This is a genomic window from Pseudomonas rubra (genome assembly GCF_028656935.1).
Taxonomy (GTDB): domain Bacteria; phylum Pseudomonadota; class Gammaproteobacteria; order Pseudomonadales; family Pseudomonadaceae; genus Aquipseudomonas; species Aquipseudomonas rubra.
Map to the genome: position 1 here is coordinate 108,399 of NZ_JAMDGZ010000002.1, position 26,532 is coordinate 134,930.

Here is a 26,532-nt window from a genome sequence, read left to right on the forward strand (position 1 = left end):
GTATCGCGAGGAAAGTTGCAGAAGTAGTTTACAGACGCAAACTGATCGCTATAATGACGCCCCTGTGCCGGTATAGCTCAGATGGTAGAGCAACTGACTTGTAATCAGTAGGTCCCGGGTTCGATTCCTGGTGCCGGCACCATACAAGGTTCCATAGAAAGCTTTCAAAATCTCTGGAACCCCCGAAAAACCCGCCTTCTGGCGGGTTTTTTCGTTTTGGCGTTCCGTCGGAATCCGGGGAGGGGGGCGCCAACCGATTTAAAGGGAGTCCCCTTAGTGTCACGTTCAACAACCCAGAGGCACACACCAGCCTTGGTCGATATTTTGTCCGGTGCAACAAGCAAGGTAAGCGTCCGAGCACGCCGACGTGCCACTCAAACTTAAATTCGTTTAAACCACTGGTTCACGCGTTCGCACTCAAATGCTGCTGGATCAAAAACATCTCCATGCCATTCAACCATCGCGTCGTGCTCTGGATGCTTGGGGTTGGCCATCGCCTCTAGAAAATCCTCATAACCAGGCCCGCCACCCACGTCTTCCGGTGGGCAAGCATTGGCGCCCTCAATGCAATACGGCACCTGAGGACAGGCAATAGCGGGTAGAATTTTTTCGACCTTGATACTGTGATGCCAGCTGTCACCAAAGTCGTAGAGATAGTTGAATGTCCGCTTTCCGTTCAGCGCCTTGATCAGCGTTTTACGGGCTTCCGGGTTCACCGGCGGCCCCCAGCCCTCAGGATCGGGCATACCGTAATTCTCACCGGCGATTTCAAACTCATGCAAATGGCTGTCACTCCAGCCCATCACGACCTGGATGACATGGTGCAGTTTGCCCAAGGTGATGTTTTCGGGCACCGCGAACCGACGCCAGATTGTCGGAGTGATCCACTTCAGCTCAATGTGCAGCAGCAACAGATCCGGTGCGGGTTTGGGTAAACGGACAGTTTTAACCATGGATCATGCGGCCTCGCAGCGTTCAGAGTGGTTCAAAGAGATATTCCAGGGCAGCAGAAGCACCTAGTGTGGCTTTTTAAATCACCACCTGAATGAGCATGCGGAATGGACACGCTATTACTTCGTGCTGACGGTGCGGTTGCTTACGATACGGTTAGGAAGTCCTGGCAACTCAACCTTTAGATGAGTCTGGAGGAAGTACTTTGTCCTAGCTTTACGCCCCGTCACCACTGCGTACGAGGGCGTTGCCGCGTATGAAAGACCCCAAGGATTTGCAGGCGGTCACCACGTACCTGATAGGGGATGAGATAGGACCAGTTGGGCACTGCCCATTCACGCGTATTTTTCACTCGACCCTCACGGCCCATGGCGGGAAACCGGGCCAGTTTGTCTACGCTGGCGAAAATAGCATCTGAGAAGTCATCAGCAGCCTTGGGGTTTTCAAGGGCTATGTAGCTCGCTTCGTCTTCCAGGTTTTTGAGGGCTTTTTCAAGCCACTCAACCCGCATTCCTGCTCCAGCGGCGGGCACGCATTGCAGCAACCTGGTCATCGCTGGCAAATTTACCTTGATCAGCCTCTTCTACCGCCAGTTCAATCTGCGCAGTCAAAGCCCTCTCGTGCTCGATGTAGTCGCGAAGAATATCCATCGCCAGGTAGCTCACGGTTTGGCCATTCGTCTTAGCCAGATCGGATAGCGAGTTCGACAGGTCTTCCGGAAGGTTCAGGGATATCCCGGTCATGGCAGCCTCGATGGTGAGCGGTTGATAAGCATCTTACACCGGCAAGCACTCACTTGGATTAGCAGGTCGTCGCGACGATATTTCACGATTTTTCGTCGTCTGTCGCTTTACGAAAGGCCGGTTCGCCTCGACTCTCGGGTTGAGCAAAAATGAAATGAGTTTTTCTTGAACTGCTTCCGGACCGTATCCCCCAGTTTCTGCCATTCCTTCAGCGCTCACGCATCGAACTCAAGGCTATAGGTCATCCAGAGAAACCTTCACACGCTGAGGGTCGGCAAGACGCTCGCGAACGGTCGCAAGCAGCGCTTCATTCTCATCGGTCATCAGTGCCAGGTTAAAGGGCAGTTGCCCGCGCTCGGCGACGTACTGCAGCGCTTGGCGCATGAGCTCGAGGGCGTAACACCCAACCTCTCAAGTCAGCAAATTCAGCCCATCAGGTGGGCATGCTTGGAATCCAGCCGCTCAGCAGCTTTACGTTACACCTGCCCCCTACCCTCTTGCCAATACTTATAAAATACTTATGATTTACTTATTGTAAACGGGGCGGACATGAATGTAATCAACTGGTCTCGCAAAGCAGTCAAGCAGTTCAGGAAGGTCAACAAGGCCGATCAGCCAAAGATCTACGATGCCGCCCAAGCGCCGGCCCATATGCCGCACTTCCAGAACATCAAGACACTGGTCAACCACCCATACGGCTACCGACTCCGAGTGGGCAATTACCGCATCCTTTTCGATTGGGATGGCGGGGTGAAGATTGTAAACATCGAGGAGGTCAAGAAACGCGATGAACACACCTACTAACGTACAGATCATCAACGGGCCAGATGGCCGCCCCGCCTTTGTCGTGCTGCCTTATGCCGACTACATTGCAAGCCGTCCCCAGGAGGACCTGGTGCCCAATGCAGTGGTGGGGTACATGGTCAAGGAAGGGCTGAGCGCCATAGCCGCATGGCGCAAGCACTTGGACCTGACGCAAGCAGAGGTAGCCGAACGCCTGGGCATATCCCAGTCAGCCTACGCTCAGCAAGAAGCCGCCGAGCGGCCACGCAAGGCCACACGCGAGAAGATCGCTGCAGCCCTCGGCATCCCGGTGCAGTCTCTTGACCTTTAACACTGCGAACCCTGCAACCACGCGCAGTAACGCGCCACACCCTGCTCCACCGTCAGCATTGGCTGCTGATAGCCAACGCTACGCAAGCGCTCAAGGTCGGCGCAGGTGTAGCACTGGTACTTGCCGCGCAGGTGTTCGGGGAATTCGCTGTATTCAAGGACGCCTTCCAACAGGGCCATCTCCAGCGAAAGCGGTGGCTGGTCCTGTTGCTCGCGCAGGCGGTTGATCACTGCCAGGGCCAAGTCATTGAACGGCTGGGCGCGGCCGCTGCCAACGTTGAAGAGGCCACTCAGCTGCGGCCGTTCGAGGAAGAACAGGTTGACCCTGACCACATCCTCGACCGCGACGAAGTCGCGCAGGTGGCCACCGCTGGGATAGCCACCATAACTGCCGAACAGGCTGACCTTGCCATCGGCCTGGTACTGGTTGAAGCAGTGCAAGGCCACCGAGGCCATGGCGCCCTTGTGCTGTTCGCGGGGGCCGTAGACGTTGAAGTAACGCAAGCCGACGATCTGGCTGCGGGCCTGGGGCAGTTGCCGGCGCACGCGCTGGTCGAAGAGGAATTTCGAGTAGCCGTAGACATTCAACGGCCGCTCGCATTCACGCTGCTCGCGAAAATCGCGCCCGGCGCCATACACCGCCGCCGACGAGGCATACAGCAGCGGCACTTGCAGGCCTTGGGCGGCGTCGAGCAGGTCGCGGCTGTAGCGGTAGTTGTTGTCCATCATCACGCGCCCGTCGCTTTCGACGGTGCTCGAACAAGCGCCCTGGTGCAGCACGGCGCGTACCTTGCCGAACTGGCCGGCGCGAAAGCGGTGGAGAAAGTCGTCCTTGTCCAGGTAGTCGGCGATTTCGCAATCAGCCAGGTTGCGAAACTTGTCGCCATCGCTCAGGTCATCAACGGCGATGATCTCGGTTTCGCCGCGTTGGTTGAGGGCCTGAACCAGGTTGCTACCGATAAAGCCGGCGGCGCCGGTGACGATTATGGTCATGCCATGTCCCCCTTTGAGGGTGCAGAGACCTCAGTCTAGGGGGTGGCTTTTGCGCAACTATTAACCAGGGTCAATGGTTCTGGCGTTTTTGCCGGAGCTCGACCAGGTACTCGCGCATCTGCCGATGACGCTTGCCATTGAGCATCAGCCCGGCCAGCAGCGGCAACAACAAGGCAAAAGCAAACAGACCTTTGTTGATTCGCTCATCGAACAGGCTGATGACTGTCAGCAGGCTGAGTAGCAACAACAACACGACCAGCCAGAGGCTCCAGGCCCTGCCACGAATGATCAGGAAATTACCCAGGCACAGCAGTACGATACTGCCGGCCATCAAGCCAACGCTGTAGGCCGAATTATCGGGGTGGTTGCGCAAGTGAGTGTCGGTCCACAAGGTCACTGCGCAGGCCAGGGAAAACAGCGAAAGAAAGAACGTACAGATGAACGTCGGAAAGTAACGGGTCATGAACGCGGCGTAATCCTGACTCACACTCATGCTCAGAACTCCTCGTACAAACCGATGGCGATGGTTTTGATCTCGCTGCTCGCGGAGGTTACAACCCCCTGTACGGAAGAACTCCCAGCCAGGCCGAAACCGGCTCCGATCGAGTCTTTGAGCAGAGTCTTGGTCGCATGGCTGATTTCGGTCGGGGTGTAGCGTTTGGTCAGCAAGCCTGCGCTCTGCTGCAACTTGAGCTGCTTGGCGGTCAGTGACGGGTGCTTGACCGACAACAGTTCATCGGTAAGCGCCTTGCGTTGCTGACGACTCAGACCCTTGCTCAGCTCGAACCACTTACGTCCGGTGGCGGCCTTGTGCATCTGCAGGTATTTGAAGGTGGTCAGCCCTGAGGTGCCGACGCCCAGCAAAGACACCGCATCCAGCACCATGCTAGCGTTCTGGTACCACTCTTCCTGGTCGAGCGCGTCGTTGGCGCCTGGGTTGTTTGCTTCACGCACGGTACGCATGACCCCGACACCGCACTGCACGCTACTGGCCGTGGCCGCAGCGATGCCGATGTAGGTCACAACCATGCTCGCACCCCCGGAAAATGGCGCGGCGATAGTGCCGCTGACCACCACCATCCAGCCCAGTACCGCACCCGCACAGGACAAGGTGGTGTTGACGCCTTCCTTGAGTGCCTTCGATTCGCGCGGGTTGCTCTGTAGCTGTTGGGTGTACTGGTCAGGTGTCTGGTAACGCTTGAGCTCACGCAAAATGATGCGCTTGGGCCGGATGCTGCAAATCGGCTGAAACTCGCGCAATACAACAACGTTGTAGTCCAGGTCGATGTACACCACGCCAGCACCGACGATCGAGGGGTCGGCATCGATGCCGGCAAACAACCTGGGCAGGTTGATGGTGGACTGAATGCGCTGGCGCGCGTTGAACTGGGGATCGATGTAGCCAAAACGGGGGATGGAGCTGCTCATTGATTCGCTTCCTTGAACCTGCAGCACCGGTCACCCACCGCCTTGCCTCCAAGGTAGCGGGCAACCGCGCTGCTCAAGCCTTACACGTTAGGGCAAGGCACCGGTGCCCAGTCACCCATGTCCGGGTTCTTGCACATGTTGTTGACCTGGCTCTGACCGGCGCTGGCAACCTTCTGGCTTTCGGCCTTCTTGGCGTTGGCGTCCTGCAGGGTTTTCTCGGTGGCAACGGCTTCCTTCGGCACTTCAGGCAGCTTTTTCTTCGCCTGGGCCGGGGCTTTGGTCTTGGCTTTGGCAGGGGTAGCTTTCTTGGCGTTGCCGGTGGCCAGTACTGGCGCTTCGGCTTCGGCAACCACCACGACGTCGTTACGCTGAACGCCGACCTGCTTGAGGTCTTGCTCGTAGGCCTGGGTGTAGTTGTTCAGGTTCTCACCCAGACGACCATTGACCGCGCTGATCAGGTTGTTCGACTCCTGCAGGCCGGCGATGATTTCTGCCAGGCGTTTGCGGCCCTCGCTGTCGTTGATCGTGTTGCTCTTGCGGCCGTCCATCAGGTTGGCGAACTCACGCTGGTAGCAAGCCTGGGAGGCTTTGGCGTAAGCGGTGCTGCGGTCCATGTCGGCCGCGCTCTTGTTGATGTCGGTGGCGTAGGAACCGATGCGCTGGTTGTCGTCGCTGATCTGCTTCTGGCGCTCGGTGTAGTAACCCGCTGCACCACCAACCAGGGCACCGCCAGCAGCACCGATGGCGGCATTTCGGCCACGGGTGTCGGAGTCGCCGGTCAGGGCGCCGGTCAGGGCACCGCCGACTGCACCGATCAGGGCGCCGGTGGCGACTGACTTGGTCATGTCCGAATCAGTCGAACGCAGGTGCTGGACCGGTTCGTAGCAGCTCGGGTAGTACTCGACCTTGGTCGTCGCACCGACCTTGGATGCCGGCGAGCTGGCGCAGCCAGTCAGCAAGACGGTGCTGAAACCGGCCGCCAGCAGCAGCGCGGCCCGGCCGTTGGAAGCTGTGAAGAAGGGCTTGCGAGTTGAAAGCATGGTCAGGTTCTCTCTCTGTTGAAACACGCTCGGGACTGCCTCATGCCGCCCCGGTCACTACGATGTTCGCTCCACAGCCACTCAAGGTTGCACAGCGGCTGATGCGAGCAGTTCTTTCAAAATCGTCGCCGGGTCTGCACGCCGTTGCTGGCGATAATCCCCGACATGGCGAACGAACAGGGTCGCGCGGCTGAGCAGACTCTTGCCCAGTACCGGCTTGCGATTGAGTTCTTCCTTGACCCGCTGGAACTGCGCCTGGATCACTGCGTCGGTGTAGCGCGTGCCGGTGGCAAGGTTGTCGATGTAGATCGCCACGGCGCCGTCGAGAGCGCTGCGGCCGTTGTTGATCGCGGCAGCGAACAGCTTGGCGCTGGTCTCGTCACCGGAGGCCTTGGCCTGCTGCTGGGTCTTTTGCAGGTTGGTCAGGCGGATGTTGTAGTTGTTGATGGTTTCGGCCACCAGGGCGGCGGACTGGATCAGGTTGCCGGCCGCTTCTTCGCGTTGCTGGGCGATCAGCGAGACGTTGCGCTTGAGCTCTTCGTTGACCAGGCCAAGCTCGGCTTGCAGCTGTGGGTCGACGCTCGCAGCAATGATGCTGTCCAGGCGCTTGGTCGGGTCCTGGGCGTCGTCGATGGCGTCGGTCAGCGCCGCCAGGCGGCCTTCTTTCTGCCACTGTTCGAACAGTTCCTCGTAGCGCGAGCGCGGCGCCGACAGGGCGCCGATGGCGACACGAAAACCGGTGGTTTCATTACTTTGCTCAGTGCCATCGGCGCCGAACAACGGGTACTCGCGGCGCATGCCGGTGAACAACGTGCCCTCGCCCTCCAGGTAATTGCCACCTTTGACCACGAAGCCGCCATAGGCCCCCTGACGGCGTCCGGCATGCACCAGCTGGAACGACTCCTGAACCATTTCCGCAGCGTTGCCGATCACGTCGAACAGCCCCAAGGGGTTTGGTAGTTTGGTGCCGATCGGGGTCAGCCGTGCGGCCTGGCCGGTACCGCCGGCGACCTGGTTGAACACTGCCCAGTCGGCCAGCGGGCCGTCGCTTTCGCTGCCCTCAAGACGTCGCGGGAACAACCGCCCTTCGAGTTCCTGACGGCTGACGGCGGAGCCACCACGGGCAGCAAACTCCCACTCCACTTCGGTCGGCAGGCGGACGAAGCCGATACCGCCGTCTTCAGCCTGCTTGCCCCGGCCACTGACCGGCAGCAGGTCACGGTGGTTCTTCATCAACCAAGCGCTGTAGACCGCCGAAAAACGCTCGGCTTCAAAGCGCGACAGCTTGACCTTGGGCAGGCGCCCGGCCATGCCGCTCGGCGCTTCACAGGCCGGCGCCGGTTCACCGCTGGCCAGCGACTGGGCCTGGGCCATCACCTGGGCGTACTGCTGGGCCGTGACTTCGTACTTGCCGATGAAGTACATCATCGGTTTCAGCGGGCTGCCGGCATCAGTTTTCGGCAAGCTCGGGCTGATACGTTTTTTCCACTCTGCAGACAGGTCCTGCAGGCTAAATTGGCCGTTGATGAAGTCGCGGCGATAACCGGAAATAAACGACTGCTTGTAACCCGCCTCGCCTTCGCTGAAGGGGTAACCCAGGCTTACTTCGCGATCATCCAGGCTGCCCTGGGCCAGGACATAGACGTGGCGGAACACCATCTCTCCGTCGCAGGGCAACGGCAGGCTGATGTCGTCAGCCAGGGGCTTGGGGTTGTCCAGTTTACTGCTGGCGGGCTTGGGCTCGTCTTCGGCCTGAGCGCAAGACACCAGGCTCAGGGCGGCAACGATCAGCGCCAGGGCGGGTAGGCGACGGTCAAACATCTCGAATTCCTTCACAAGCGTCTATTCGCGCCACGCGCCAGCCCCCCAGGGCAGCAGCGGCCGCGCTGGCCAGCAGCACAGCGAGCAGGGCGACGAGGTAATGCGACGGGAGCAGATGGCTGGCGTACTCGCCGGGCATCTGCATGAACAATTGGTTGAGGCCGCTTTCGGCCAGGGCGTACAGCGCAGCGCCAATGCCGGCTGCAAACACGGCGCTGTACAGCGCTTGCAGCACCACGAATGCCAGCAAGGCCGCTGTGCTGAAGCCCAGCAGGCGCATTACCGACAGCTCGCGGCGCTTGCGCTCGACCGCCGCCAGGGCGCTAGCACAAACCGCGGCAAACGCGCCGGCAAGCGCCAGGGCGGCAATGATCCAGAACACCAGGGTCAGGTTGCGGCTCAACGACTGCACCTGGGCAATGGCCGGGGCCTGGGTCGAGACCAGCAACTGGCGGTCGGCAAAGAAGCGGCGTAGCGGCTCGACGTCAGAGAGGTTGCGCGCATACAGGCGAAAGGCTGGATAGGCTCGATGCGCCTTGCCAACATCAGTCTCGCCTTCCCAGCCCAGCGCCGGTACAGCGCGGCCATCGCGGTAGTCTTCTGCGGCCTCCAGCAGTGCCAGCGGGGCAAACAACGCATCACGTTCAAAGGCCTCCAATGGCAAAACAGCCAGCACCCGCAACGTGCTGCGCTGCACCTGAAGCTGCCCCGCCAGCTGACGGGTGAACGCGGCATCGAGTTGATCGCCCGCCTGCGCGCCGAGCTTTTCTGCCGCCGTGCGGCTAAGGACGATCTGATCGATAGCGCTGGGTACCTGAAGCCCCTGCAACAACGGGTCGTTAAGCGCCGTCGGAATCATCTCGACGTTGACCAGCACCTTGCGCGCCGGCAACACCAGGTCGGCAGTCGCGGCAATTTGCCGGGTGCGCGGCAAGGCAAAGGCCACATCGTCGCGTTCGGCCAGTTCGGCAACGAAGTCGGCGCTAAAGCGGCCACCACCCAGCGGAATGATTTCACGCACCATAGGGTCGCGCTCAAGTCGCTCGGTCAAGCTGCTGACCAGGCCGAACTTCAAACCGAACAGCACCAGCAACGGCGCGATCACCGCCACCAACGCCAGTACGCTGCAGGCGGACAGGCGTGCGTCGTTACGATAGTCCTGCCAGGCCAGGGCGGCGATCAGCAGCGGGCGCATCATGGCTGGCGCTCCAGCGTGGCGGTGACACCGCCATCGGCATCGCGGCGGCAGACCATGCGCAACACTTGCAGCCCGGCAGCGCGGGCCAGTGTCTCGTCGTGGGTGGCGATCAGGCAAGCCACCTGCCGCGCCTGGGCCTGACGCAGCAACAACTGCATCACCCGCTCGGCATTGACCGGATCCAGGGCTGCGGTCGGCTCATCAGCCAGCAGCAGCTCGGGGTTGTGCGCCAGGGCGCGGGCGCAGCTGACCCGCTGGCGCTGGCCGATCGACAGCGCCGCCGGTTTCTTGTCCAGCTGATCAGCGATCTCCAGTTGCTCGGCCAGGCGCTGCACGCTGCCGTCGTCGCCCAGGCCAAGCACCTGGCGCGGCAGGGCAATGTTGCTGCGCACATCAAGAAACCCCAACAGGCCGCCCGCCTGCAGCACATAGCCCAGATGCCGCCGGCGCAGCTGGGCCAACGGGTCCTGGCGCTGGTCCTGCCAGAGCTGACAAACATCGAAGGCCTGCGAGTCGCTGCTGAACACAAACTGCTGCGCATGGTCTGGCTGCAGAACCATGGCCAGCAGGTCGAGCAAGGTGCTCTTGCCGCAACCGCTGGGGCCGACCAGGGCCAACTGCTGACCGGCGCGCAGCTCCAGGCGCTCGATTTCCAGGCTGAAGCGCTGGGTACCGAGGCCGCGGGTCTTGCGCAGCGCCTGAAGACTGATCATCACGGCAGCGTCGACAACGGTACACGGTACAAGGCGTCACCCGGCTCGGCGTTGCCGAAGCGCACCCAGTTGGCCATGTCGTTGTGGAAGGTTTCGTACAGGCGGATTTTCGAGTCCAGCTCGTCGATAAAGTCCTCCTGTTCGGCCACGCTGAGCGACAACCACAGGTCCTGGGTCATGCTCAGGGACTTGCTGCGGTATGGCAGGCCCTCCAGGTATTCGCCCAGTACACCGCCTTCGGCGAGGTTGGCGCCCTTGCGCAGGGCGGCCGGGTCGCGGCTCATGTAGGCACTCGCGCTGGCGATTTCCTGGAAGAAGTCCCTGGGCGAGGTACGGGTCTTGCGCGCTGCATCGACGATCAGTTTCAGCGACTGCTGCAAATCGTTCAGTTGCAGCTTGGTGAGCATCACGCAGACCTGCAGGGTAGGTAGCGCCGGGTTGGTCAGGTCGCGGTCGGAAGTCCAGGCGCTGACCAGTTGCGGGGCCTGGCTTGCACTCTTGCGGCCGAGAAAGTCCATGTGCATGGCATAGCCAATGGCCGCTGATTTATCCACAACGCTTGGCGCAGCCGCCAGCAACGGTGCGGGTTGCGTCGGGTTGCTGCGCACCTGGTGGACCAGGTCGGCGAAGCTCGAACCGATTTCGCGCACCCGCTCACCGAACTTGTTCACATCGCCACCGGGCACCGAGACGTACAGGTCGCCGATCTTCGGGTTGGCGTCAGCAGTCAACACCCGGTACTGCTGCTCGGCGTACGCGTGGTTCTTCTTGCCGGCGTCGGTGCGCAGGTGCAGGGCGTAGATCTTGATCTGCTTGCTCAGGGCCGCCTGGCGCACTTCGGCTTCGTTCATCTGGGTGCTGCTGTAGCGGTCGTTCTTGCGCAGCGAGCCGGCGTCGCTGACCAACAAAATCAGGCGCCCGCCATAGCCGGACCACTCCATGCCATCGACTGCCTGCATGATCCCGGCGAAGGCATCTTCGTTGAACGAGTGGCTGGAGACGTTGGTGGCTTTCACCTGTTCGGCCAGCTTCAGAAAACGCTCCGGATCGCGGCCCTGGTCCAGGGTCACCAGGGTCTTGGCCAGGTATTCCAGGGCCGGGGTTCGCGTGGTGTTGTTGCGAAAGCCCACCAGGCCGAAGCTGACGTTGTCCAGCTCGCCACGGCGCGAGATCTGCCCGTGCAGCTCGTGCACCACCTGGCGTACCTGATCGATATAGGGCTGCATCGATACCGAGGTGTCCACCACCAGCACCACGGCTGTACGGAAGGCATCGCTGGAGGTGGCCACGCCAGCAGCTTTGGGCTCGCTGCTGCGGGCACTGCTGCCCGGATCGATGGAGGCAACATTGAGCAGCTGCAACGGCTGGCCGTTTTCGTCGAAGCTCTCGCGCGCCTCGAAAATCGGCATCAGGTAGAACTGATCCTGTGGCACAGCGCTGGCACTGGGTTCCAGGGCTATCACCTGCGGCACTTGCTCCGGCGTGTTCTGCGCCTTGAGCAATTCGGCACGGGCCGCCGAGGTATCGCCGAGCAAGCGCTCAAGCTCATCGGCCTGGCGCAGGAACATCACCGGCGCACGCCCCGAGCGCTCGGTGAACTTGAGCACCAGGCTCTGCTTCCAGTCGCTGACCTGGGAGGCCGGCAACCAGCCATCACGACGGCCGTCACTGGCGGTGCCAACCTGCAGCCAGGGGCTGCCGTTGAAGTCCTGGCGCTGGTAGACGTAAAGCACGGTGAAGGCCGGCAAGGTGTCGCTGGGCGTGGCCCCCGGCTGGCTGACCACCTGCGCGCCGGGCCTGCTCAGCACGCGCTGGAACAGGGTTTTCTTACCGGCCATCAGCAGCGGGCGATTGCCGTCGTTGCTCGCGGTTACAGGTGTCTGCGGCACTGGCTCGCGGGTTTGCACCGGCGGCGCCTCAACCACCTGTTCATCATCATTCATGGCCCAATAGCCAATCCCGCCCAGACCAAGCGCGGCGGCAACGGCAATGGCGAGCAAAGCCAGTGCCGGACGCTTGCGTGGGGCGGCAGGTGGCGCAGCCTTGGCGATGGGGTCCGGCTTCGGTGCGGGAGGCGCCTGTGGCGGCTCAACGGCTACCGGGCCGGCAATCGGCAGGGGCTGGATCAAGGTGCTTTCAGCCTCTTGCACAGGCAAGCGGTCGAGCGCCGCCAGCAAGGTCCGGGCATCGGCAAAGCGCTCAGCCGGGTCCTTGGCCAGCAGGCCGCACAGGATGTCCTGGTATCGACCGTGCTCGATCGGCAACTCCGGCAACGGCTCAGTCAAATGCGCCAGTGCCGTCGACAGCGCATCGTTGCCGCTATACGGCAGCTTGCCCACCAGCATCTCGTAAAACACCACACCCAGGGCATAGAGGTCGGCACGGCCGTCGATCTCCTGGCCGCGCGCCTGCTCCGGGCTCATGTAACTGGGGGTGCCGACAGCAAAGCCGGCCTGAGTGAACTGGGTTCGGTCATCCAGTGACTTGGCAATGCCAAAATCCGACAGCACTGCATTGCCGTCGGCGCGAAACAGAATGTTGGCCGGTTTCACATCACGGTGCACCAGGCCCTGGGCATGGGCATAACCCAGCGCCGAAGCAATCTGGCGGATGTACACAAGGCCCTGCTCCGGCGTGATCCCGGCGGCGATACGTTCCTTGAGCGTGCCGTTGGGCAGGTACTCCATGGCCATGTAGTACAGCTCGCCGACATTGCCGATGTCGTGGATGGTCACCGTGTGCGGGTGCGACAGCCGCGCCAGGGTGCGGCCTTCACGCAAGAAGCGCTCGCAGAAGGTCGGGTCGGCAGCCAAGGCGGCGGCCATGACCTTCAAGGCCACCTTGCGCTCCAATGAACGCTGGGTGGCCAGGTAGACGGTGGCCATGGCGCCTTCGCCAATCTCGCCGTCGATGTCGTATCCGGGGATCACTTTGTCCATGTGCAGGGTCTTCAGCCGGCCTTGATGACGACGGCGGTAATGTTGTCGGGGGCGCCCCGGGTCAGGCCCAGGTGCACCAGGCTGCGGACCACCTGGTAGGGGTCGCTGTGGCCCAGCACTTCGCGGATTTCATGGTCTTCGGCGGTCTTGTTCAGACCGTCGCTGCACAGCAGGTAGGTATCGCCGGGGAAGATCTGCAGGGGTACGGCCTCAAGCTCAAGCGCAGGTTCGACTCCAATGGCCCGGGTGACGATATTGGCGCGCGGGTGCACCCGAGCTTCGGCTTCGCTGAGCAGGCCGCTGTCCTGCAGTTCCTGGACGTAGCTGTGGTCGCGGGAAATGCTTTCCAGACGCCCGTCGCGCAGGCGATACAGGCGACTGTCACCGGCCCACAGGCAGATGCCTTGATCACCGCGTACTGCCAGCAACACCAGAGTGCTGCCCATCATCGCCACGCCACGCCGGACGCTTTCCTCACGCACTGCCGCGTTGACCGCCGACAGCCGCTCGCGCAGCACCTGCGTGTATTCATCCAGGGACGGCGTGGCCGGCAACCGGCGCAAGGTATCGACGATCAGGCAACTGACGTAATCACCGGCCGCATGCCCACCCATGCCATCGGCAACCGCCCACAGGCCTTCACTGGCAAGGTCCAGGCAGGCGTCCTCGTTGATGCTGCGCACCATGCCAACATGGCTGTAGCTGGCTGCGGTGTAATGCAAAGCCGTCATCTAGCGCGCCGCCTCACTACCCAAAAGAAAACTGGCGAAATCCTCGCTGCGCGGCAAGCCGGCACAACGCAACAACCCCGCCTCGATACGTTCCGAGCCGCGCCCCCACCACAGGCTCATGCCAGCGCAGGCGCTTTCGGCCAGGGCCGCCTGGCGAGCCTCGGGAGTCACTGCAGCGAAACGCTGCAAGCCGGCCACCGCCGGGGTCGACAGCACATTCAGGCGCGGCACGGCAACACCTCGAAGCGCCTCGTCGAAGGCTTCAAACGCAGCGTGCGGCTCCAGGGTTGCCAACAACTGCGCTTCGCAGTGTTCGAACCAGTCATCCGGGCCACTGACCACCGCCGCCAGCGACTCATCCGACGCCAGAAGCTGGGCCAGGGTTAGAGGGAAGTAGCGCCCTACCCGATCGATGCTGGGCATCAGCACGCCCACCACAGCCTGCGGCCCGCACACGCCCGGGGCCAAGGCAAAGCGCCACAAAGGGCTGACCAGATACGCCGGCAACCAGCGCTCGGCCAGTTGCTGCTGGCTGGCCACCAGCCCCGCCGCAAGCCACTGATCCCAAGGCTGAATAAAACTGTGCGGCAAGCCGCGGCTGACAAAGTCGCCACGGCTAGCCAGCTTGCCGTAGAAGCCAACCTCACCCATCACAACCGCTCCGGCAGGCTGAAGCCGCTGAGCACGCGGCTCTTGAACGGGTTGAACGCGCTGTTGGCGCGCAACTCGTACGACACGCTGGCACCATCGACCCGCAGGCGCAGGCTGAAACGGTCCGGGCCGTTGCCGGCGACCAGATCGGACTGGTCGAGCAAGCGAAACCAGGCCCACGGCCCTTCCAGGGTCAAGCCGGAACGGCCACTGGCTGCCGGCGGCATGATCGACAGGCGCACCACACCGATACTGTTGGGGTTCGGCCATTGCATCGCCACCGGGCGGCTCGGGCCGTGGTCGTAGCTGATCTGCTGGCCGTCGAGATCAAGCAGGAACTGGGTGATCGAGGCGTCCATGGCCACCGGCTTGAGCTCGAAGCGTACCGTTGGCTGCATGCCGCCGGAGCGGAAGAACGCATCACGAATCGCCGCCGAACGCTGGAAGGTGTGCAGCACACCAGGACCGATGCCAAGCTTCTGCGCCGCGCCCGGCTGCCAGCGCCACGGGTTGGCCGAGGTATCGACGTACGGCTGCAGGTACTTGCGGAAATAGCTGTCCATCACCCCACCGACCCCGAAGAACTGGCCGAAATCGTCCAGGGTGGCATCCCGCGAGCTGCCCGCTGCCAGCGGATAACGGCCGCTTAGCGACTGGCGATAAACGTTGACCACTTCGCTGGTCCAGGCCGCGTTCAGTTGATTGCGCACCCCGCCCATCATGGTGTTGGTGGTCGAGTTGACCACCGACTTGACCAAGCCCTGGACCATCGGTGGCTGGCGCTGTGCGCTAAGGCTGACGCGGCTGGCGGCGGCAGTGGCCTGGTTCTTGGCCTCGCCGAGCAAGGCATCGCCGCTGGCACCGACCATGGCGCTGACCTGCACGTACAAGGCGTTCATGTCGGTGAGCAGGCCGTCGATTGCCGCAGGCTCGCCCTCACCCTTGCTGACCAGGCTGGCCAGGTCGGCAAAGTGCGCGCTGACCGGATCCTCATTCACCTGGGCCTGACGAGTATCGGCGGGTGCATCCTGGCCCAGCAAGTTGCCCAGCCGCTGCTTGAGCTGGTCGACACCGGCCTCGCTAGCCTTGGCCTGGGCGGCGGCAAGCGGGTCCTGCTGTTGCAGGTTAGTTTCCTTGGCCACGGCGCTCAGAAGCTTTTTCAGCGGCGAAGTCGGCCCGGAAATCACCCGCAGCACATCGGCAGCCTGGGCCACGCTGGTAATCGGCACAAAGTCGATATCAGCCAGCAGCGCGTCCCAGTGGCGGATGTAGTCGGCGAAATACAGGCGGCGCACATCGGCGGCAAGGCTGCTGACATCGCCTTCATCGGCCTGCTCGCGGCCCAGCACCCAACGCTCTTCGGCCAGGGTATTGCTGTGTTGCAGGCTGGTGGCGAGGAACGCCTTGCGGTAGCCCTCGACGGTAAACAACCCGCTCAAGGGTTCGCCCAACGGCTTGCCGCTCTTGCGGCTGAACACCAGTGCAGCATCGCGGCCAGCGGCTTCGCTCAGACGGAAATCGCTGACGCCAGCCGGCAGTTTCTGGCGTTTAACCCGGTCATAAACGCGCTGGGCCACTGGCAACTGTTGCAACTGGCGGCGCAGGTCTTCGATCAGGCTGGTATCCAGGCGCGCATTGGGCGGACGCTTTTCGAACAGCGCCTGCAGGTGCTCACCCAAGGCTGCGCGCTGCTCGGGGGCCAGGTCGCGCGGCAAGCTCTGTTCCCAGTCGAGGCTGACCCATGCCTTGATGAAATCCGGGTCGTAGTGCTCGCCATCGGCCAGCATCAGGTAGGCTTTGAGGCCTTCGTAGAGGAAGTCGGAACCACCACCGCTGTGCAGTTGCTCTTCAATGCGCGTGACCAGGCGCGGGGCAAACACCGCGATCAGCAACTTGCGGTAGACGCTGGCCGACTCGGCTTCGAGCATGTCGCCCTGGTACAGCCCCAGGCCCTCGGCCCAGCCGGGCGGATCTTCGGCCAGATGGCGCACGGCATTGAGCAGCGGCAGCACGGCCAGCACGTCGCGCTGGGCCGGGCTCAGGGTTTGCAGGGCCGGCCCCAGCGGCTGGAGCTTGTGCTCGACCTGGGCGATGTAGGCCTGGTTGGCGCGATAACTCACCGCCCACAGGGTGCCAACCAGCACCACCAGGGCAACGCTTGCAGCCAGCGCTGCGCGGGCCAGCCACTTGCGTCGGCGCTCGACCTGCGGGTTGACCCCGACCAGGCCACGCTCGGCAAAGGCCACGGCGCTGAACAGCTTTTCGATGAAGTAGCTGCGACCCGTACCGCTCTGGCGCGCCAGGTGCTGCCGGTCCAGGCCCATACTCTGGGCCATGGCACCGATCAGGCGGTCGATCGGGCTGCCTTCCTGGGTGCCACTGGTGAAGTACACGCCGCGCAACAGCGCGCGCTCTTCATAGGCGTTGGGCTTGAACACGCCGTCGAGAAAGCTCTGCAGGTTCGAGCGCAAGGCCGCGAACTGCTGGACAAAGCCATAGACCAGGTCGCGTCGCGCAGGGTCGCGTTCCTGCTGCAGGCGCTCGACCAAGCGTTGGTTGAGGCGCTGCTCGAGACCGGCGAACTCGCTGTTGAACTGCGCCAGCGGCCCTTGCGCCGAGGTGCCGTCGTCCAGGCCGAAGGTCATGCCCCAGACCTGGGCACGCTCTTCCTTGCTCAGGGTGTCGAAAAACTCCATGAAGCCCGGCACCAGGTCGAGCTTGGTCAGCATCAGGTAGATCGGAAAGCGCACGCCCAACTGGCTGTACAGTTCCTGAATACGCGAGCGGATGGCTGCGGCATGGGCGGCCCGCTCGGCGTCACTGCCCAGCAACAGATCGGACAGGCTGATGGCAATGAAAGCGCCATCGATGGGCCGGCGCGCGCGCTGCTTTTTCAGCAGGCCGAGGAAACCCAGCCAAGCCGCCTTGTCGACCTGGGCATGGCTGTCCTGGGTGGTGTAGCGGCCAGCGGTGTCGAGCAACACTGCCTGATCGGTAAACCACCAGTCGCAGTTGCGGGTGCCTCCAACGCCACGAATCGCCCCTGCGCCAAGCTGTGCGGCCAAAGGGAAATGCAGGCCGGAATTGACCAGTGCCGTGGTCTTGCCCGAGCCCGGCGGGCCAATGATCACGTACCACGGCAGCTCGTACAGGCTGCGCCGTTCATCCCCACCCAGGCGGGCCTTTTTCAGTAACGCCAGGGCCTCGTCCATGCGCTGGCGCAGGGTGGCCAGCTCTTCGGCGGTGGCGACGCTGGCAGGGTCGGGGGCGGTTTCTGCGGCAAGGCTGCGCATGACTTCTGCTGCCTGGCGACGGGCCTGGATCAAGCGCCACAGGCGATAGCCAAGCCACCCTGCAAACAGCAGTGCAATCAGCGCCCAGCGGCGCCCCGCCGGAACCAGCACATCCCACAACGGGCCGACAAACCAGATGATCAGGCTCAGGGCGATCAGACCCAGCAGCGGGATGACCCAGCGAATGACAAAACCGAAAAACGCCTTCACTCGACCCCCTCCGCCAATACAGTGATTTCAACCCGGCGGTTCTTTGCCCGGCCTTCGGCCGTGTTGTTCGGCGCCAGCGGTTCGGTGTCGCTCAGGCCCTGGGCGCTAAAGCGTGCCGGCTGGCCGGTCTTGGCGGCCAGAATCTGCTGGACCTGCTCGGCACGGGCCTGGGACAGCGCCCAGTTGGACGGGAAGCGCAAGGTCGCAATCGGCCGGTTGTCACTGTGGCCGGTGATCCGCACCTGACCCTTGACCTGGCCGATGGCGTCGGCGATGCGCAGCATCAACGGCTGCAGGCTGTCGTTGATACTGGTGCTGGCCGATGCGAACAGCTCATCGCCACGGATGGTCACCACCGAGCGATCGACGGCGTCTTCGACACTGACCCGCCCGGCCTTGATATCGCTGGCCAGGAAGCCCGCCAGACGCGGGCGTTCCACCGGTTTGGGCTGGGTCACCGGACGGTCGATGGCCTGTACCGGGATTTCGCCCAGGGCATGAATGTTCTTGAATACCGGCTCGGCGTCTGCAGCGAGCATCAAGCGCAGGGCGAACAGCAAGGCCAGCAGCAACGCCAGGGCAATGGCCAGGCCTACCCACGGCGGCATGAACTGCGACAGCCGATCGCGGCTGACGCTAACCCCGCGCCAGTGCGGCGACAGCTCACGCTCGAACTCGCCACGGGCGCTGCGAATGGCGGCAGCAGTGCGTTCGCGCAGCGTTTCAAGCTGGGCACGGCCGCCGTTCATCACCCGGTAGCGGCCTTCAAAGCCCAGGCACATGCACAGGTACAACAACTCCAGCAGGTACAGGCGCTCGCGCGGACTCTGCAGGCAATGTTCAAGCAGTTGGAAGACTTTCTCGCCGCCCCAGGCTTCGTTGTGCACAGTGATCAGCAGGCTTTGCTTGCCCCAATCACTGCCGCTGCCCCAGGGCGTGCTGAGCACCGCTTCATCGAGCGCGGTGCACAGGGCGTAGCGGGCCAGCAGCACTTCGTTGCGTGCCACACCAGCGGCTTCGGCGCGCTCTTCGAACTGACGCAGATAAGCCAGCAGCTGTGCACGCAGGCTGGCCGGGGCCGGATGGGCGATGGTGCTGCGCAAGCGGGTGAGCAACGCCAATAACGGCCCGGCGGCGCTTTCCAGCGGGTTCAGGCCAAGGGCCTGGCCGTCGGGCAACGGTTGTGCCGGTATCGACGGCGCTGCTGCCGGCTCTGGCGTGTTCGCCTGCGGGCTGCGGCCACCGGGGCGCGGCATGAACTGGGTGCGGTCGTTGGCCGGTGGCGCCGACGGGTCGTTAGGCTGCATCGCGGCTTATCCTCGGATGGCCCAGAAGGCCAGGTTCAGCCCCGGGAACTCGCCGGCGACGTAGAAGGCAAAGCCCCCGGCATTCTGCAGTTGTTGCCAATGCTCACTGCCGCGATCGAGTTCGTAGTAGGTGGAACCGGCGTGGAACGGAATCTGCCGTGGTGCCACCGGCAATGGCAGCAGGCCGATGCCCGGCAACTGCAGGTTGACCAGGTCACGGATGTGCTCGACCGCACCGATCTTGCTTTGCTGAGCGAAACGCCCGCGCAGGGTCTCGCTCGGCACATCGGCGCGCACCACAAGGATGAAGCTGGCGTTATCGAGCAGGCTGCGGTCGGCAAGCATAGCCACATGGATGCCGTAGGCTTTTTCGACAATCGGAATCGGCGTGGCCTTGCTGTCGATCAACATCGACAGGGCTTCGCGCAGCGCCTGCATGACCGGGGTGAAACTCGCGGCCAGGTCATCATGCTGGTAAACAGGGAACTCACCCGGGCGCCGATTGCTGGCGCAGAAGGTGGCGAACTCACCGGCCAGGCCAAGCAGTTCGCTGTACAGCCGCTCCGGGTGCAGCGGGCTGACCTGGCTCAAGTGTTCGACCAGGGGCTGGGCGCGGTTGACCAGTTGCAGCAGCATGAAGTCGGCAATTTCCGAGGCGCCGCCCGCGCCCGAGGCCACCACCCGCCCAGCCAGGGCCTCGCCGCGTTGATGCAGCAGGCCCAGCAATTCGCTGCGAAAGGCCGACAGGCTCTTGCTCGCCGACACATCCAGCACCGGCGCGATGTAGCTGTCATCCAGCACCAGGGCACGGTCGGCACGCTTTTCCTTGATACGCACCAGGCCCAGCGCGGCGTAATCGCTCAGGCCCTCTTCGGCAGTGATCAGGCGCAGGGCGCGAGAGCCAAGCGCGACCGGCGCCCGGTTCTCGAACGGGGCGTTGTCGTCGCGCACTTCGGCCACCCGGCTGACATAGCGCGCACCACCAGCAAGCTCACCCTCGTCCACCGTGTCGCGGGCTCCGGCGCGCTTGAGCGGCAGCGCCAGGTACACCAGGCCATCACGCAGGTTGTCATCGATACTCAGCGGGCTCGGCGCCAGGTCATCCTGGGGGATGTTGAACGGTGTGCCATCTGGCAGCAGACCGCGGGCCGAGATAATGGCCAGCTTGCCCTGGGCCAGCAGGCCCTGGTCGATCAACAGTTCGGAAAAACCCCAGGCGCCCGCCGACAACGGCCGGCTGCGGGCATCGATAAGGTTCTCCAGGTAACGGTCATGCTGTTGGAAGTGCTGGGTTGCGAGGAACATGCCTTCCGACCAGACCACACGATTGTTCCAGGACATGGTTTCTCCGATTGCCTATTGGGCGGTGCTGGTTGGGGAGGAATGGACAGCGCTGCGCACAGCACGAACATCGAGGCTGATCTGGTAGTCCAGCGGCGGCACCGGCAACAGGCTGCGCCACTGCGCCTGGTCGATTTCGCGATAGCCCACGGCCAGGCCGATCTGACGGGTGGCCGGGCTCAGCGCACGTTCGATACGCAGTTGTTCGCCCGGTTGCACCAGCACTTCATCCTGGTCAAGTAGGTCCGGGCCCAGGGTCGTGGACGCCCGTTCGGCCAGGGCGAAGTAATCTGCACGATTGAAATTGGCACTGTTCTTCAACTCGTAGATACGCACGCGCACAGGCGCGGCCTGACCGTTGGCGCCCGGGTTGAGCCCCGCGGCGGCACTGAAGTACAAGGTGATGCTGGTAGGCCCTGCCAGTTCAGGCTGGACCGGTGCTACGACTTCATCCTTGCTACAACCACTGAGCAGCAGTGCGGCTACCGCTGCCATCAGCATTGTTCGAATCATCCTGCGTCCTCAATGACGTGGCACTTTCCGTTTGTTTCAGGAGCGCTGCAAACGCGCGCTGTGCGCCTCATAGGCGCGGCTGAACTCGCGCCCGAACAGGTCCTGGAAGTCGTCTTCGGCTTCCTGGGAAATCTTGCTGTACAGCTCGGTGAACTGTTGCCAGTACTGCGCCTGGCGCGAGCTGCCGAACAACTTCGACAGACCGGCCGGCTCGCCCAGGCGCGACTCCAGCTGCGTAGGCTCGAAACGGCCGAGCAAGTGCTTGATCGCCGCTTCCACCCCGGCCATTACCGCCAGCTGATGCGCACGCAGATCGTCAAAACTGTCGCGTACCGCTTGATCCGGAGCCATGAACGCGTGATTGCCGTGACGCAGCAGCAACAGCAAGGCCTCATCGGCATTCGGAGCGAATTTGAGCGGGTTGTTCTCGGCCGGACGAATCATGGTCTGTTGCATGCGGAACTCGCCCTTGAGGCTGCTGCGTGCGCGCAACACATCGATCAGGCCCTCGACCATCAAGCGGTAGCTGCGGCCGAGCGCTTCCATCTGCGCCTCAACCTGGGCGCTGTCGATGCGCAGGTGCTCAAGGCCTGCACCGCGTAGAAACGCCTGCACCAGTGCACTTGAGTCACTGGCCGGCGCAGGCGCTTCGGGCATTGCCACCGGGCTGGGCATAGCGGTTGCGGCAGGTGTGGCCACAGGCACGGGTGCGGGGGCCGCAGGTTCGGCAAACAGGTCCCAGTCTTCGGGAATGACGCCAGGGCTCGGCGCCGCAGGTACAGGAGCAGGCATGACAGGCGTTGGCGGGCGAAAGTCATGCTGCTGGGCCGGTACATGATCGGCCTGGGTGACCGGCGCAATGCTTGCCGGTGCCAGAAAGTCGAACAGGTCCGGCAAGGTATCGTTGCTCGAAGCGCCGTGGATGAATGCCGGTGCGCTATCGCCTGCTGGCAGGGGGGCCGTACTGGCCTGGTTGGCCATCAGGGCCTCGAAACTGTTGGCGGCGTCCGCGCCAGGCAGATGGCTGTCGCCCAGTTGAAAGCTGGAATCGATCCGCGCCTGGATCTCGTACTCGCCAATGCGGATAACCTCTCCGTCCATCAGCGGTTCGCTGTTACCACGACGCAAGCGAATACCGGCGTGAATTAATTCGACACCGTTAGTGCTGTTATCGGTCAGGTAATAGCGGCCATCTTTATATTGAACAACACAATGTTGCGAAGAAACCAGGCGCTCCGGATCGGGCAACACCCAGTCATTACCGGGGCCGCGCCCAATACTGATGGCACCCGTTTCGATGAACTTCTCAGGACATTGGCCAGGGGTAATCTTGTGATAACTGGTAATAGTAAGACTCAGCGACATCACGCCTCCTTAGCAACATCCCGAATCGCTCGCTGACCCGTCGCAGGCCTGCCACACATAGCGCGATTCGCTTCAAATCCCTGAAAAAGTCTACCGATCTTCCAATTTTCACCGCTTTTAACTGAACAGTGTCACGTGCAAACGGCATCCACCGCCGCCCTGACCAGCAGGTCAGTAAGCTTGCTTGGCCCAGTATGCAGGTCACGGTGGGCCAATAGCTTACCTTGACAGCCAATTGGAAATAAACCAAAAATGCGCAACTTGCTGAACAACAGTGATATCACTTTGATATCAATTAAGGATAACTCGGCAAATAATGTGCGCTATGTCACAAAACCAACTTGCGCACATTAGTGACCCCCGCCACGGGACGATATGGAGATCGATATCTGGTGAACTCAGTGCATTTGCTCGCTGCCGTTTCGGAAAACTTCCCCTGCGGCGACGACCTTGAATACGACCCGGATTTCCTGCAATTGGAGCGTGATGCCCAAGGCCGGCCCGAGCGTGTCATGGGGGATGCCATCCAGCCTGCCGAGACTCCCCAATGGCGGCAGATCGAACAGTCCTGCACCGCCCTGCTGCAACGCAGCAAAGACCTGCGTGTCACCCATTTTCTGGTGCAAAGTGCCCTCGCCCTGCACGGTATTCCCGGCCTGGCCAGCACTCTGCAACTGATCAACGAGCTGTTGCGCCAATACTGGCCGCAGGTTCATCCGCAGCTCGACGCCGATGACGACAACGACCCCACGGTGCGTATCAACGCCCTCGCCGGACTGGTCTGCGACAGCAATATTGCCCTGCTGCGCGAAAGCCTGCTGACCCGCTCCCGTGCTTTTGGCCCGGTCAGCCTGCGCGCGGCCCTGCACGCCAGCGGCCTGCAGCACTTTGCCAGCGAGACACTGAACGCCGACGAGCTCGGCGGTGCCCTGCGCGACAGCGATAGCGAGCAGTTGCAGGCCATCCGCGAGGCGCTACAGCAAGCCCGTGAGGCCGCCGAGGCAATCGAGCAGTACGTCAACGAGCAGGTCGGTTCGGCCAGCGGAGTTGATTTGAGTGCCCTCAAGCAACCGCTGCGCCAGGCCGCACAGATTCTTGCAGAGCATGCGCCGGCAGCCGCCAACGACGCCAGCGAAACCAGCAGCCCCGACGCCAGCCCGACAGAGCTTGCCAGCACTGCGCCTACGCCCGCCGTTGCCCGTTCTTCGGCCGATATCGCCAGCCGTGACGAGGTGCTGCGCAGCCTCGACCAAATTCTCAAGTACTACGCCCGTCACGAGCCCTCGAGCCCGCTGCCGGTACTGTTGAACCGCGCGAAAAATCTGGTGAACGCCGATTTTGCCGCAATCGTCCGCGACCTGATTCCCGATGGGCTGTCGCAGTTCGAAACCTTGCGTGGCCCCGAGACCGACTGACGCCTGCGGGCAAGATCCAACGCAATTACGCACCACCGTTACCGGCAACGATCGATGACGCCAATACCGTCGCACCTGCGACCAGGAGGAACAACGTGGCGAACCCCAGTTCTCAGAAATTCATTGCGCGCAACCGCGCGCCGCGGGTGCAGATCGAGTATGACGTCGAGCTCTACGGCGCCGAAAAGAAGGTCCAGCTGCCATTCGTCATGGGCGTTATGGCCGACCTCGCCGGCAAGCCTGCCGAGCCGTTGGCGCCGGTTGCCGAGCGCAAGTTCCTGGAAATCGACGTCGACAACTTCGACTCGCGCCTCAAGGCCATGCAGCCCCGGGTGGCCTTCCACGTGCCCAACGAGCTGACCGGCGAAGGCAACCTGAGCCTGGACATCACCTTCGAAAGCATGGACGACTTCAGCCCTGCCGCCGTAGCGCGCAAGGTCGATTCGCTGAACCAGTTGCTCGAAGCGCGGACCCAGCTGGCCAACCTGCTGACCTACATGGACGGCAAGACTGGCGCCGAAGAAATCATCATGAAAGCCATCAAGGATCCGGCCCTGCTCCAGGCCTTGGCCAGTGCGCCAAAGCCCCAGGACGCCGAGCCGAACGCTTAACCAGGACATAGCCTCATGACCGATCCGATGCGTGATACCCAGGCCCTGCCCGCGGCCACCGAGCAAGCCAGCGAATTCGCTTCGCTGTTGCTGCAAGAATTCAAACCCAAGACCGAGCGTGCTCGCGAAGCCGTCGAAACTGCGGTTCGCACCCTGGCCGAACAGGCCCTGGCGCAAACCGACCTGGTGTCCAATGACGCGATCAAGTCGATCGAATCGATCATCGCCGCCATCGACGCCAAGCTCACCGCCCAGGTCAACCAGGTGATCCACCACCCCGAGTTCCAGAAACTGGAAAGCGCCTGGCGTGGCCTGCACTACCTGGTCAACAACACCGAGAGCGACGAGCAACTGAAGATTCGTGTGCTCAACATCTCCAAGCCTGACCTGCACAAGACCCTGAAAAAATTCAAGGGCACTGCCTGGGATCAGAGCCCGCTGTTCAAGAAGATGTACGAAGAAGAATACGGCCAGTTCGGCGGCGAGCCTTACGGCTGCCTGGTCGGCGATTACTACTTCGACCAGTCGCCACCGGATGTCGAGCTGCTGGGCGAGCTGTCCAAGGTGTGCGCCGCCATGCACTCGCCGTTCATCGCCGCGGCCTCGCCGACCGTGATGGGCATGGGCTCGTGGCAGGAGCTGTCGAACCCGCGCGACCTGACCAAGATCTTCACCACTCCCGAGTACGCCGGCTGGCGCTCGCTGCGTGAGTCGGAAGATTCGCGCTACATCGGCCTGACCATGCCACGCTTCCTGGCGCGCCTGCCCTATGGCGCCAAGACCGACCCGGTGGAAGCCTTCGCTTTCGAAGAAGACACCGACGGCGCCGACAGCGCCAAGTACACCTGGGCCAATGCCGCTTATGCGATGGCGGTGAACATCAACCGCTCGTTCAAGTACTACGGCTGGTGCTCGCGGATTCGCGGCGTCGAGTCGGGTGGCGAAGTGCAGAACCTGCCGGCGCACACCTTCCCCACCGATGACGGTGGCGTAGACATGAAATGCCCGACCGAGATCGCCATCTCCGACCGCCGTGAAGCGGAACTGGCGAAGAACGGCTTCATGCCGCTGCTGCACAAGAAAAATACCGACTTCGCCGCCTTCATCGGCGCCCAGTCGCTGCAAAAGCCTGCCGAGTACGACGACCCGGACGCCACCGCCAACGCCAACCTGGCCGCGCGCCTGCCGTACCTGTTCGCCACCTGCCGCTTCGCCCATTACCTGAAGTGCATCGTGCGCGACAAGATCGGTTCGTTCAAAGAGAAGGACGAGATGCAGCGCTGGCTGCAGGACTGGATCCTCAACTACGTCGATGGCGATCCGACCCACTCCACCGAGACCACCAAGGCCCAGCACCCGTTGGCAGCCGCCGAAGTGGTGGTGGAAGAAGTCGAAGGCAACCCGGGTTACTACAACTCGCGCTTCTACCTGCGCCCGCACTACCAGCTCGAAGGGCTGACCGTGTCGCTGCGCCTGGTCTCGAAGTTGCCATCGGCCAAGGGCGCCTGAGCCCAGGCTCGCTAAAACGCCCCGTACTGCGGGGCGTGCACTGAAAAACAATGTGGTAGATGCCACACTCTGGAGACAACATGGCAGTTGATATTTTCATCAAGATTGGCGACATCAAGGGCGAGTCCATGGACAAGGCCCACAAGGACGAAATCGATGTACTGAACTGGAGCTGGGGCATGGCCCAGTCCGGCAACATGCACATGGGTGGTGGCGGCGGTGCCGGCAAGGTCAACATCCAGGACCTGTCGCTGACCAAGTACGTCGACAAATCCAGCCCTAACCTGATGATGCACTGCTCCAGCGGCAAGCACATCGACAAGGTCACGCTGACCGTGCGCAAGGCCGGCGGCGAAAGTCAGGTCGATTACCTGGTCATCAACCTCGAAGAGGTGCTGATCACCTCGCTGAGCACCGGCGGCTCGGGCAGCGATGACCGCCTGACCGAGAACGTCACCCTGAACTTCGGCATCGTCAAGGTCGACTACCAGCCGCAGAAAGCTGACGGCACCAAAGACGGCGGCCCGGTCAAGTACGGCTGGAACGTGCGCCAGAACATCAAGGCCTGATGCGTTTCGCCCTCTTCGCGGGGCAAGTCCGCTCCTACAAAAAGGTGGGAGCGGGCTTGCCCCGCGATAGGCGCGACG

24 protein-coding genes, 1 tRNA gene and 2 pseudogenes are annotated in these 26,532 nt (G+C 62.5%); 7 read left to right on the plus strand and 20 right to left on the minus strand.

The genetic code is table 11. The features are described 5' to 3' along the window. Positions 1-66: 66 nt before the first annotated feature. Positions 67-142 (plus strand) — tRNA-Thr (locus M5G17_RS01275). Between the two features lie 238 nt (positions 143-380). Here M5G17_RS01275 and M5G17_RS01280 read toward each other — a convergent pair. The 5 genes and pseudogenes from M5G17_RS01280 to M5G17_RS01300 all read right to left on the minus strand — a co-directional run. Further along, on the minus strand, positions 381-953 hold the full coding sequence (locus M5G17_RS01280) for a plasmid pRiA4b ORF-3 family protein (RefSeq protein ID WP_273891219.1): 573 nt from the start codon (positions 951-953) through the stop codon (positions 381-383). A gap of 224 nt (positions 954-1,177) precedes the next feature. Then, positions 1,178-1,462 carry a type II toxin-antitoxin system RelE/ParE family toxin gene (locus tag M5G17_RS01285; RefSeq protein ID WP_273891220.1) on the minus strand — a complete coding sequence of 95 codons (285 nt, stop codon included), beginning with the start codon at positions 1,460-1,462 and terminating at the stop codon, positions 1,178-1,180. After that, entirely contained in the window at positions 1,452-1,694 is a 243-nt protein-coding gene (locus M5G17_RS01290) for a CopG family ribbon-helix-helix protein (RefSeq protein WP_273891221.1), read from the minus strand. The genes M5G17_RS01285 and M5G17_RS01290 overlap by 11 nt, the downstream gene beginning before the upstream one ends. Before the next feature lie 117 nt (positions 1,695-1,811). Continuing rightward, positions 1,812-1,906, minus strand: a pseudogene (locus tag M5G17_RS01295) (type II toxin-antitoxin system mRNA interferase toxin, RelE/StbE family); the annotation flags it as partial. A 22-nt stretch (positions 1,907-1,928) separates the two neighbouring features. Next, positions 1,929-2,110: pseudogene (locus tag M5G17_RS01300) on the minus strand (type II toxin-antitoxin system RelB/DinJ family antitoxin); the annotation flags it as partial. A gap of 133 nt (positions 2,111-2,243) precedes the next feature. Here M5G17_RS01300 and M5G17_RS01305 point away from each other — a divergent pair. Together M5G17_RS01305 and M5G17_RS01310 are read left to right on the plus strand one after the other, a co-directional pair. Further along, positions 2,244-2,498: a type II toxin-antitoxin system RelE family toxin gene (locus M5G17_RS01305; protein WP_273891222.1), complete on the plus strand. Its 255-nt coding sequence runs from the start codon at positions 2,244-2,246 to the stop codon at positions 2,496-2,498. Beyond that, positions 2,482-2,808 carry a helix-turn-helix domain-containing protein gene (locus M5G17_RS01310; protein WP_273891223.1) on the plus strand — a complete coding sequence of 109 codons (327 nt, stop codon included), beginning with the start codon at positions 2,482-2,484 and terminating at the stop codon, positions 2,806-2,808. Before M5G17_RS01305 ends, M5G17_RS01310 begins: the two co-directional genes overlap by 17 nt. Here M5G17_RS01310 and rfaD read toward each other — a convergent pair. From rfaD to tagH, 15 genes are all read right to left on the minus strand, one after another. Further along, complete coding sequence (rfaD, locus tag M5G17_RS01315) at positions 2,805-3,800, minus strand: ADP-glyceromanno-heptose 6-epimerase (RefSeq protein ID WP_273891224.1); 996 nt, start codon at positions 3,798-3,800, stop codon at positions 2,805-2,807. The genes M5G17_RS01310 and rfaD overlap by 4 nt on opposite strands. A gap of 70 nt (positions 3,801-3,870) precedes the next feature. Then, positions 3,871-4,293 carry a hypothetical protein gene (locus M5G17_RS01320; protein ID WP_273891225.1) on the minus strand — a complete coding sequence of 141 codons (423 nt, stop codon included), beginning with the start codon at positions 4,291-4,293 and terminating at the stop codon, positions 3,871-3,873. A gap of 2 nt (positions 4,294-4,295) precedes the next feature. Continuing rightward, positions 4,296-5,228: an Ssp4 family T6SS effector gene (locus M5G17_RS01325; RefSeq protein ID WP_273891226.1), complete on the minus strand. Its 933-nt coding sequence runs from the start codon at positions 5,226-5,228 to the stop codon at positions 4,296-4,298. Between the two features lie 80 nt (positions 5,229-5,308). Beyond that, positions 5,309-6,268, minus strand: coding sequence for a type VI secretion system-associated lipoprotein TagQ (gene tagQ, locus M5G17_RS01330; protein WP_273891227.1), 960 nt, complete (start codon positions 6,266-6,268; stop codon positions 5,309-5,311). An 81-nt stretch (positions 6,269-6,349) separates the two neighbouring features. Beyond that, positions 6,350-8,089: a formylglycine-generating enzyme family protein gene (locus M5G17_RS01335; protein WP_273891228.1), complete on the minus strand. Its 1,740-nt coding sequence runs from the start codon at positions 8,087-8,089 to the stop codon at positions 6,350-6,352. After that, on the minus strand, positions 8,082-9,284 hold the full coding sequence (locus M5G17_RS01340; RefSeq protein ID WP_273891375.1) for an FtsX-like permease family protein: 1,203 nt from the start codon (positions 9,282-9,284) through the stop codon (positions 8,082-8,084). The genes M5G17_RS01335 and M5G17_RS01340 overlap by 8 nt, the downstream gene beginning before the upstream one ends. Continuing rightward, positions 9,284-10,000 carry an ABC transporter ATP-binding protein gene (locus M5G17_RS01345; RefSeq protein ID WP_273891376.1) on the minus strand — a complete coding sequence of 239 codons (717 nt, stop codon included), beginning with the start codon at positions 9,998-10,000 and terminating at the stop codon, positions 9,284-9,286. Before M5G17_RS01345 ends, M5G17_RS01340 begins: the two co-directional genes overlap by 1 nt. Further along, on the minus strand, positions 10,000-12,939 hold the full coding sequence (locus M5G17_RS01350; RefSeq protein WP_273891229.1) for a serine/threonine-protein kinase: 2,940 nt from the start codon (positions 12,937-12,939) through the stop codon (positions 10,000-10,002). The genes M5G17_RS01345 and M5G17_RS01350 overlap by 1 nt, the downstream gene beginning before the upstream one ends. 11 nt (positions 12,940-12,950) lie before the next feature. After that, on the minus strand, positions 12,951-13,670 hold the full coding sequence (locus tag M5G17_RS01355; protein ID WP_273891230.1) for a PP2C family protein-serine/threonine phosphatase: 720 nt from the start codon (positions 13,668-13,670) through the stop codon (positions 12,951-12,953). After that, positions 13,671-14,321: a type VI secretion system-associated protein TagF gene (gene tagF / locus M5G17_RS01360; protein ID WP_273891231.1), complete on the minus strand. Its 651-nt coding sequence runs from the start codon at positions 14,319-14,321 to the stop codon at positions 13,671-13,673. Further along, a complete protein-coding gene (gene tssM / locus M5G17_RS01365) occupies positions 14,321-17,824 on the minus strand; it encodes a type VI secretion system membrane subunit TssM (RefSeq protein ID WP_273891232.1) in 3,504 nt (1,167 codons plus the stop codon). The genes tagF and tssM overlap by 1 nt, the downstream gene beginning before the upstream one ends. Next, positions 17,821-19,131 (minus strand): DotU family type VI secretion system protein, encoded by a 1,311-nt coding sequence (locus M5G17_RS01370; protein WP_273891233.1) that lies wholly within the window; start codon positions 19,129-19,131, stop codon positions 17,821-17,823. Before M5G17_RS01370 ends, tssM begins: the two co-directional genes overlap by 4 nt. A gap of 6 nt (positions 19,132-19,137) precedes the next feature. Beyond that, entirely contained in the window at positions 19,138-20,472 is a 1,335-nt protein-coding gene (tssK, locus tag M5G17_RS01375; RefSeq protein ID WP_273891234.1) for a type VI secretion system baseplate subunit TssK, read from the minus strand. A 15-nt stretch (positions 20,473-20,487) separates the two neighbouring features. Then, complete coding sequence (gene tssJ, locus M5G17_RS01380) at positions 20,488-20,985, minus strand: type VI secretion system lipoprotein TssJ (RefSeq protein WP_273891235.1); 498 nt, start codon at positions 20,983-20,985, stop codon at positions 20,488-20,490. Between the two features lie 36 nt (positions 20,986-21,021). Next, entirely contained in the window at positions 21,022-22,350 is a 1,329-nt protein-coding gene (gene tagH / locus M5G17_RS01385) for a type VI secretion system-associated FHA domain protein TagH (RefSeq protein ID WP_273891236.1), read from the minus strand. A 392-nt stretch (positions 22,351-22,742) separates the two neighbouring features. On the opposite strand from tagH, the gene tssA reads away from it, so the two are divergent. From tssA to M5G17_RS01405, 4 genes are all read left to right on the plus strand, one after another. Next, positions 22,743-23,765 carry a type VI secretion system protein TssA gene (tssA, locus tag M5G17_RS01390; protein WP_273891237.1) on the plus strand — a complete coding sequence of 341 codons (1,023 nt, stop codon included), beginning with the start codon at positions 22,743-22,745 and terminating at the stop codon, positions 23,763-23,765. Positions 23,766-23,860: 95 nt separating this feature from the next. After that, complete coding sequence (gene tssB / locus M5G17_RS01395; RefSeq protein WP_010221277.1) at positions 23,861-24,376, plus strand: type VI secretion system contractile sheath small subunit; 516 nt, start codon at positions 23,861-23,863, stop codon at positions 24,374-24,376. Positions 24,377-24,391: 15 nt separating this feature from the next. Then, positions 24,392-25,885 carry a type VI secretion system contractile sheath large subunit gene (tssC, locus tag M5G17_RS01400; RefSeq protein ID WP_273891238.1) on the plus strand — a complete coding sequence of 498 codons (1,494 nt, stop codon included), beginning with the start codon at positions 24,392-24,394 and terminating at the stop codon, positions 25,883-25,885. Between the two features lie 80 nt (positions 25,886-25,965). Beyond that, complete coding sequence (locus M5G17_RS01405; RefSeq protein WP_130266719.1) at positions 25,966-26,454, plus strand: Hcp family type VI secretion system effector; 489 nt, start codon at positions 25,966-25,968, stop codon at positions 26,452-26,454. The last annotated feature ends 78 nt before the right edge of the window (positions 26,455-26,532 follow it).

Bases quoted from the DNA above. Each gene is read 5' to 3' on its own strand.
- M5G17_RS01280 (WP_273891219.1), bottom strand. From the start codon at position 953: ATGGTTAAAACTGTCCGTTTACCCAAACCCGCACCGGATCTGTTGCTG.
- M5G17_RS01285 (WP_273891220.1), bottom strand. From the start codon at position 1,462: ATGCGGGTTGAGTGGCTTGAAAAAGCCCTCAAAAACCTGGAAGACGAA.
- M5G17_RS01290 (WP_273891221.1), bottom strand. From the start codon at position 1,694: ATGACCGGGATATCCCTGAACCTTCCGGAAGACCTGTCGAACTCGCTA.
- M5G17_RS01305 (WP_273891222.1), top strand. From the start codon at position 2,244: ATGAATGTAATCAACTGGTCTCGCAAAGCAGTCAAGCAGTTCAGGAAG.
- M5G17_RS01310 (WP_273891223.1), top strand. From the start codon at position 2,482: ATGAACACACCTACTAACGTACAGATCATCAACGGGCCAGATGGCCGC.
- rfaD (WP_273891224.1), bottom strand. From the start codon at position 3,800: ATGACCATAATCGTCACCGGCGCCGCCGGCTTTATCGGTAGCAACCTG.
- M5G17_RS01320 (WP_273891225.1), bottom strand. From the start codon at position 4,293: ATGAGTGTGAGTCAGGATTACGCCGCGTTCATGACCCGTTACTTTCCG.
- M5G17_RS01325 (WP_273891226.1), bottom strand. From the start codon at position 5,228: ATGAGCAGCTCCATCCCCCGTTTTGGCTACATCGATCCCCAGTTCAAC.
- tagQ (WP_273891227.1), bottom strand. From the start codon at position 6,268: ATGCTTTCAACTCGCAAGCCCTTCTTCACAGCTTCCAACGGCCGGGCC.
- M5G17_RS01335 (WP_273891228.1), bottom strand. From the start codon at position 8,089: ATGTTTGACCGTCGCCTACCCGCCCTGGCGCTGATCGTTGCCGCCCTG.
- M5G17_RS01340 (WP_273891375.1), bottom strand. From the start codon at position 9,284: ATGCGCCCGCTGCTGATCGCCGCCCTGGCCTGGCAGGACTATCGTAAC.
- M5G17_RS01345 (WP_273891376.1), bottom strand. From the start codon at position 10,000: ATGATCAGTCTTCAGGCGCTGCGCAAGACCCGCGGCCTCGGTACCCAG.
- M5G17_RS01350 (WP_273891229.1), bottom strand. From the start codon at position 12,939: ATGGACAAAGTGATCCCCGGATACGACATCGACGGCGAGATTGGCGAA.
- M5G17_RS01355 (WP_273891230.1), bottom strand. From the start codon at position 13,670: ATGACGGCTTTGCATTACACCGCAGCCAGCTACAGCCATGTTGGCATG.
- tagF (WP_273891231.1), bottom strand. From the start codon at position 14,321: ATGGGTGAGGTTGGCTTCTACGGCAAGCTGGCTAGCCGTGGCGACTTT.
- M5G17_RS01370 (WP_273891233.1), bottom strand. From the start codon at position 19,131: ATGCAGCCTAACGACCCGTCGGCGCCACCGGCCAACGACCGCACCCAG.
- tssK (WP_273891234.1), bottom strand. From the start codon at position 20,472: ATGTCCTGGAACAATCGTGTGGTCTGGTCGGAAGGCATGTTCCTCGCA.
- tssJ (WP_273891235.1), bottom strand. From the start codon at position 20,985: ATGATTCGAACAATGCTGATGGCAGCGGTAGCCGCACTGCTGCTCAGT.
- tagH (WP_273891236.1), bottom strand. From the start codon at position 22,350: ATGTCGCTGAGTCTTACTATTACCAGTTATCACAAGATTACCCCTGGC.
- tssC (WP_273891238.1), top strand. From the start codon at position 24,392: ATGACCGATCCGATGCGTGATACCCAGGCCCTGCCCGCGGCCACCGAG.
- M5G17_RS01405 (WP_130266719.1), top strand. From the start codon at position 25,966: ATGGCAGTTGATATTTTCATCAAGATTGGCGACATCAAGGGCGAGTCC.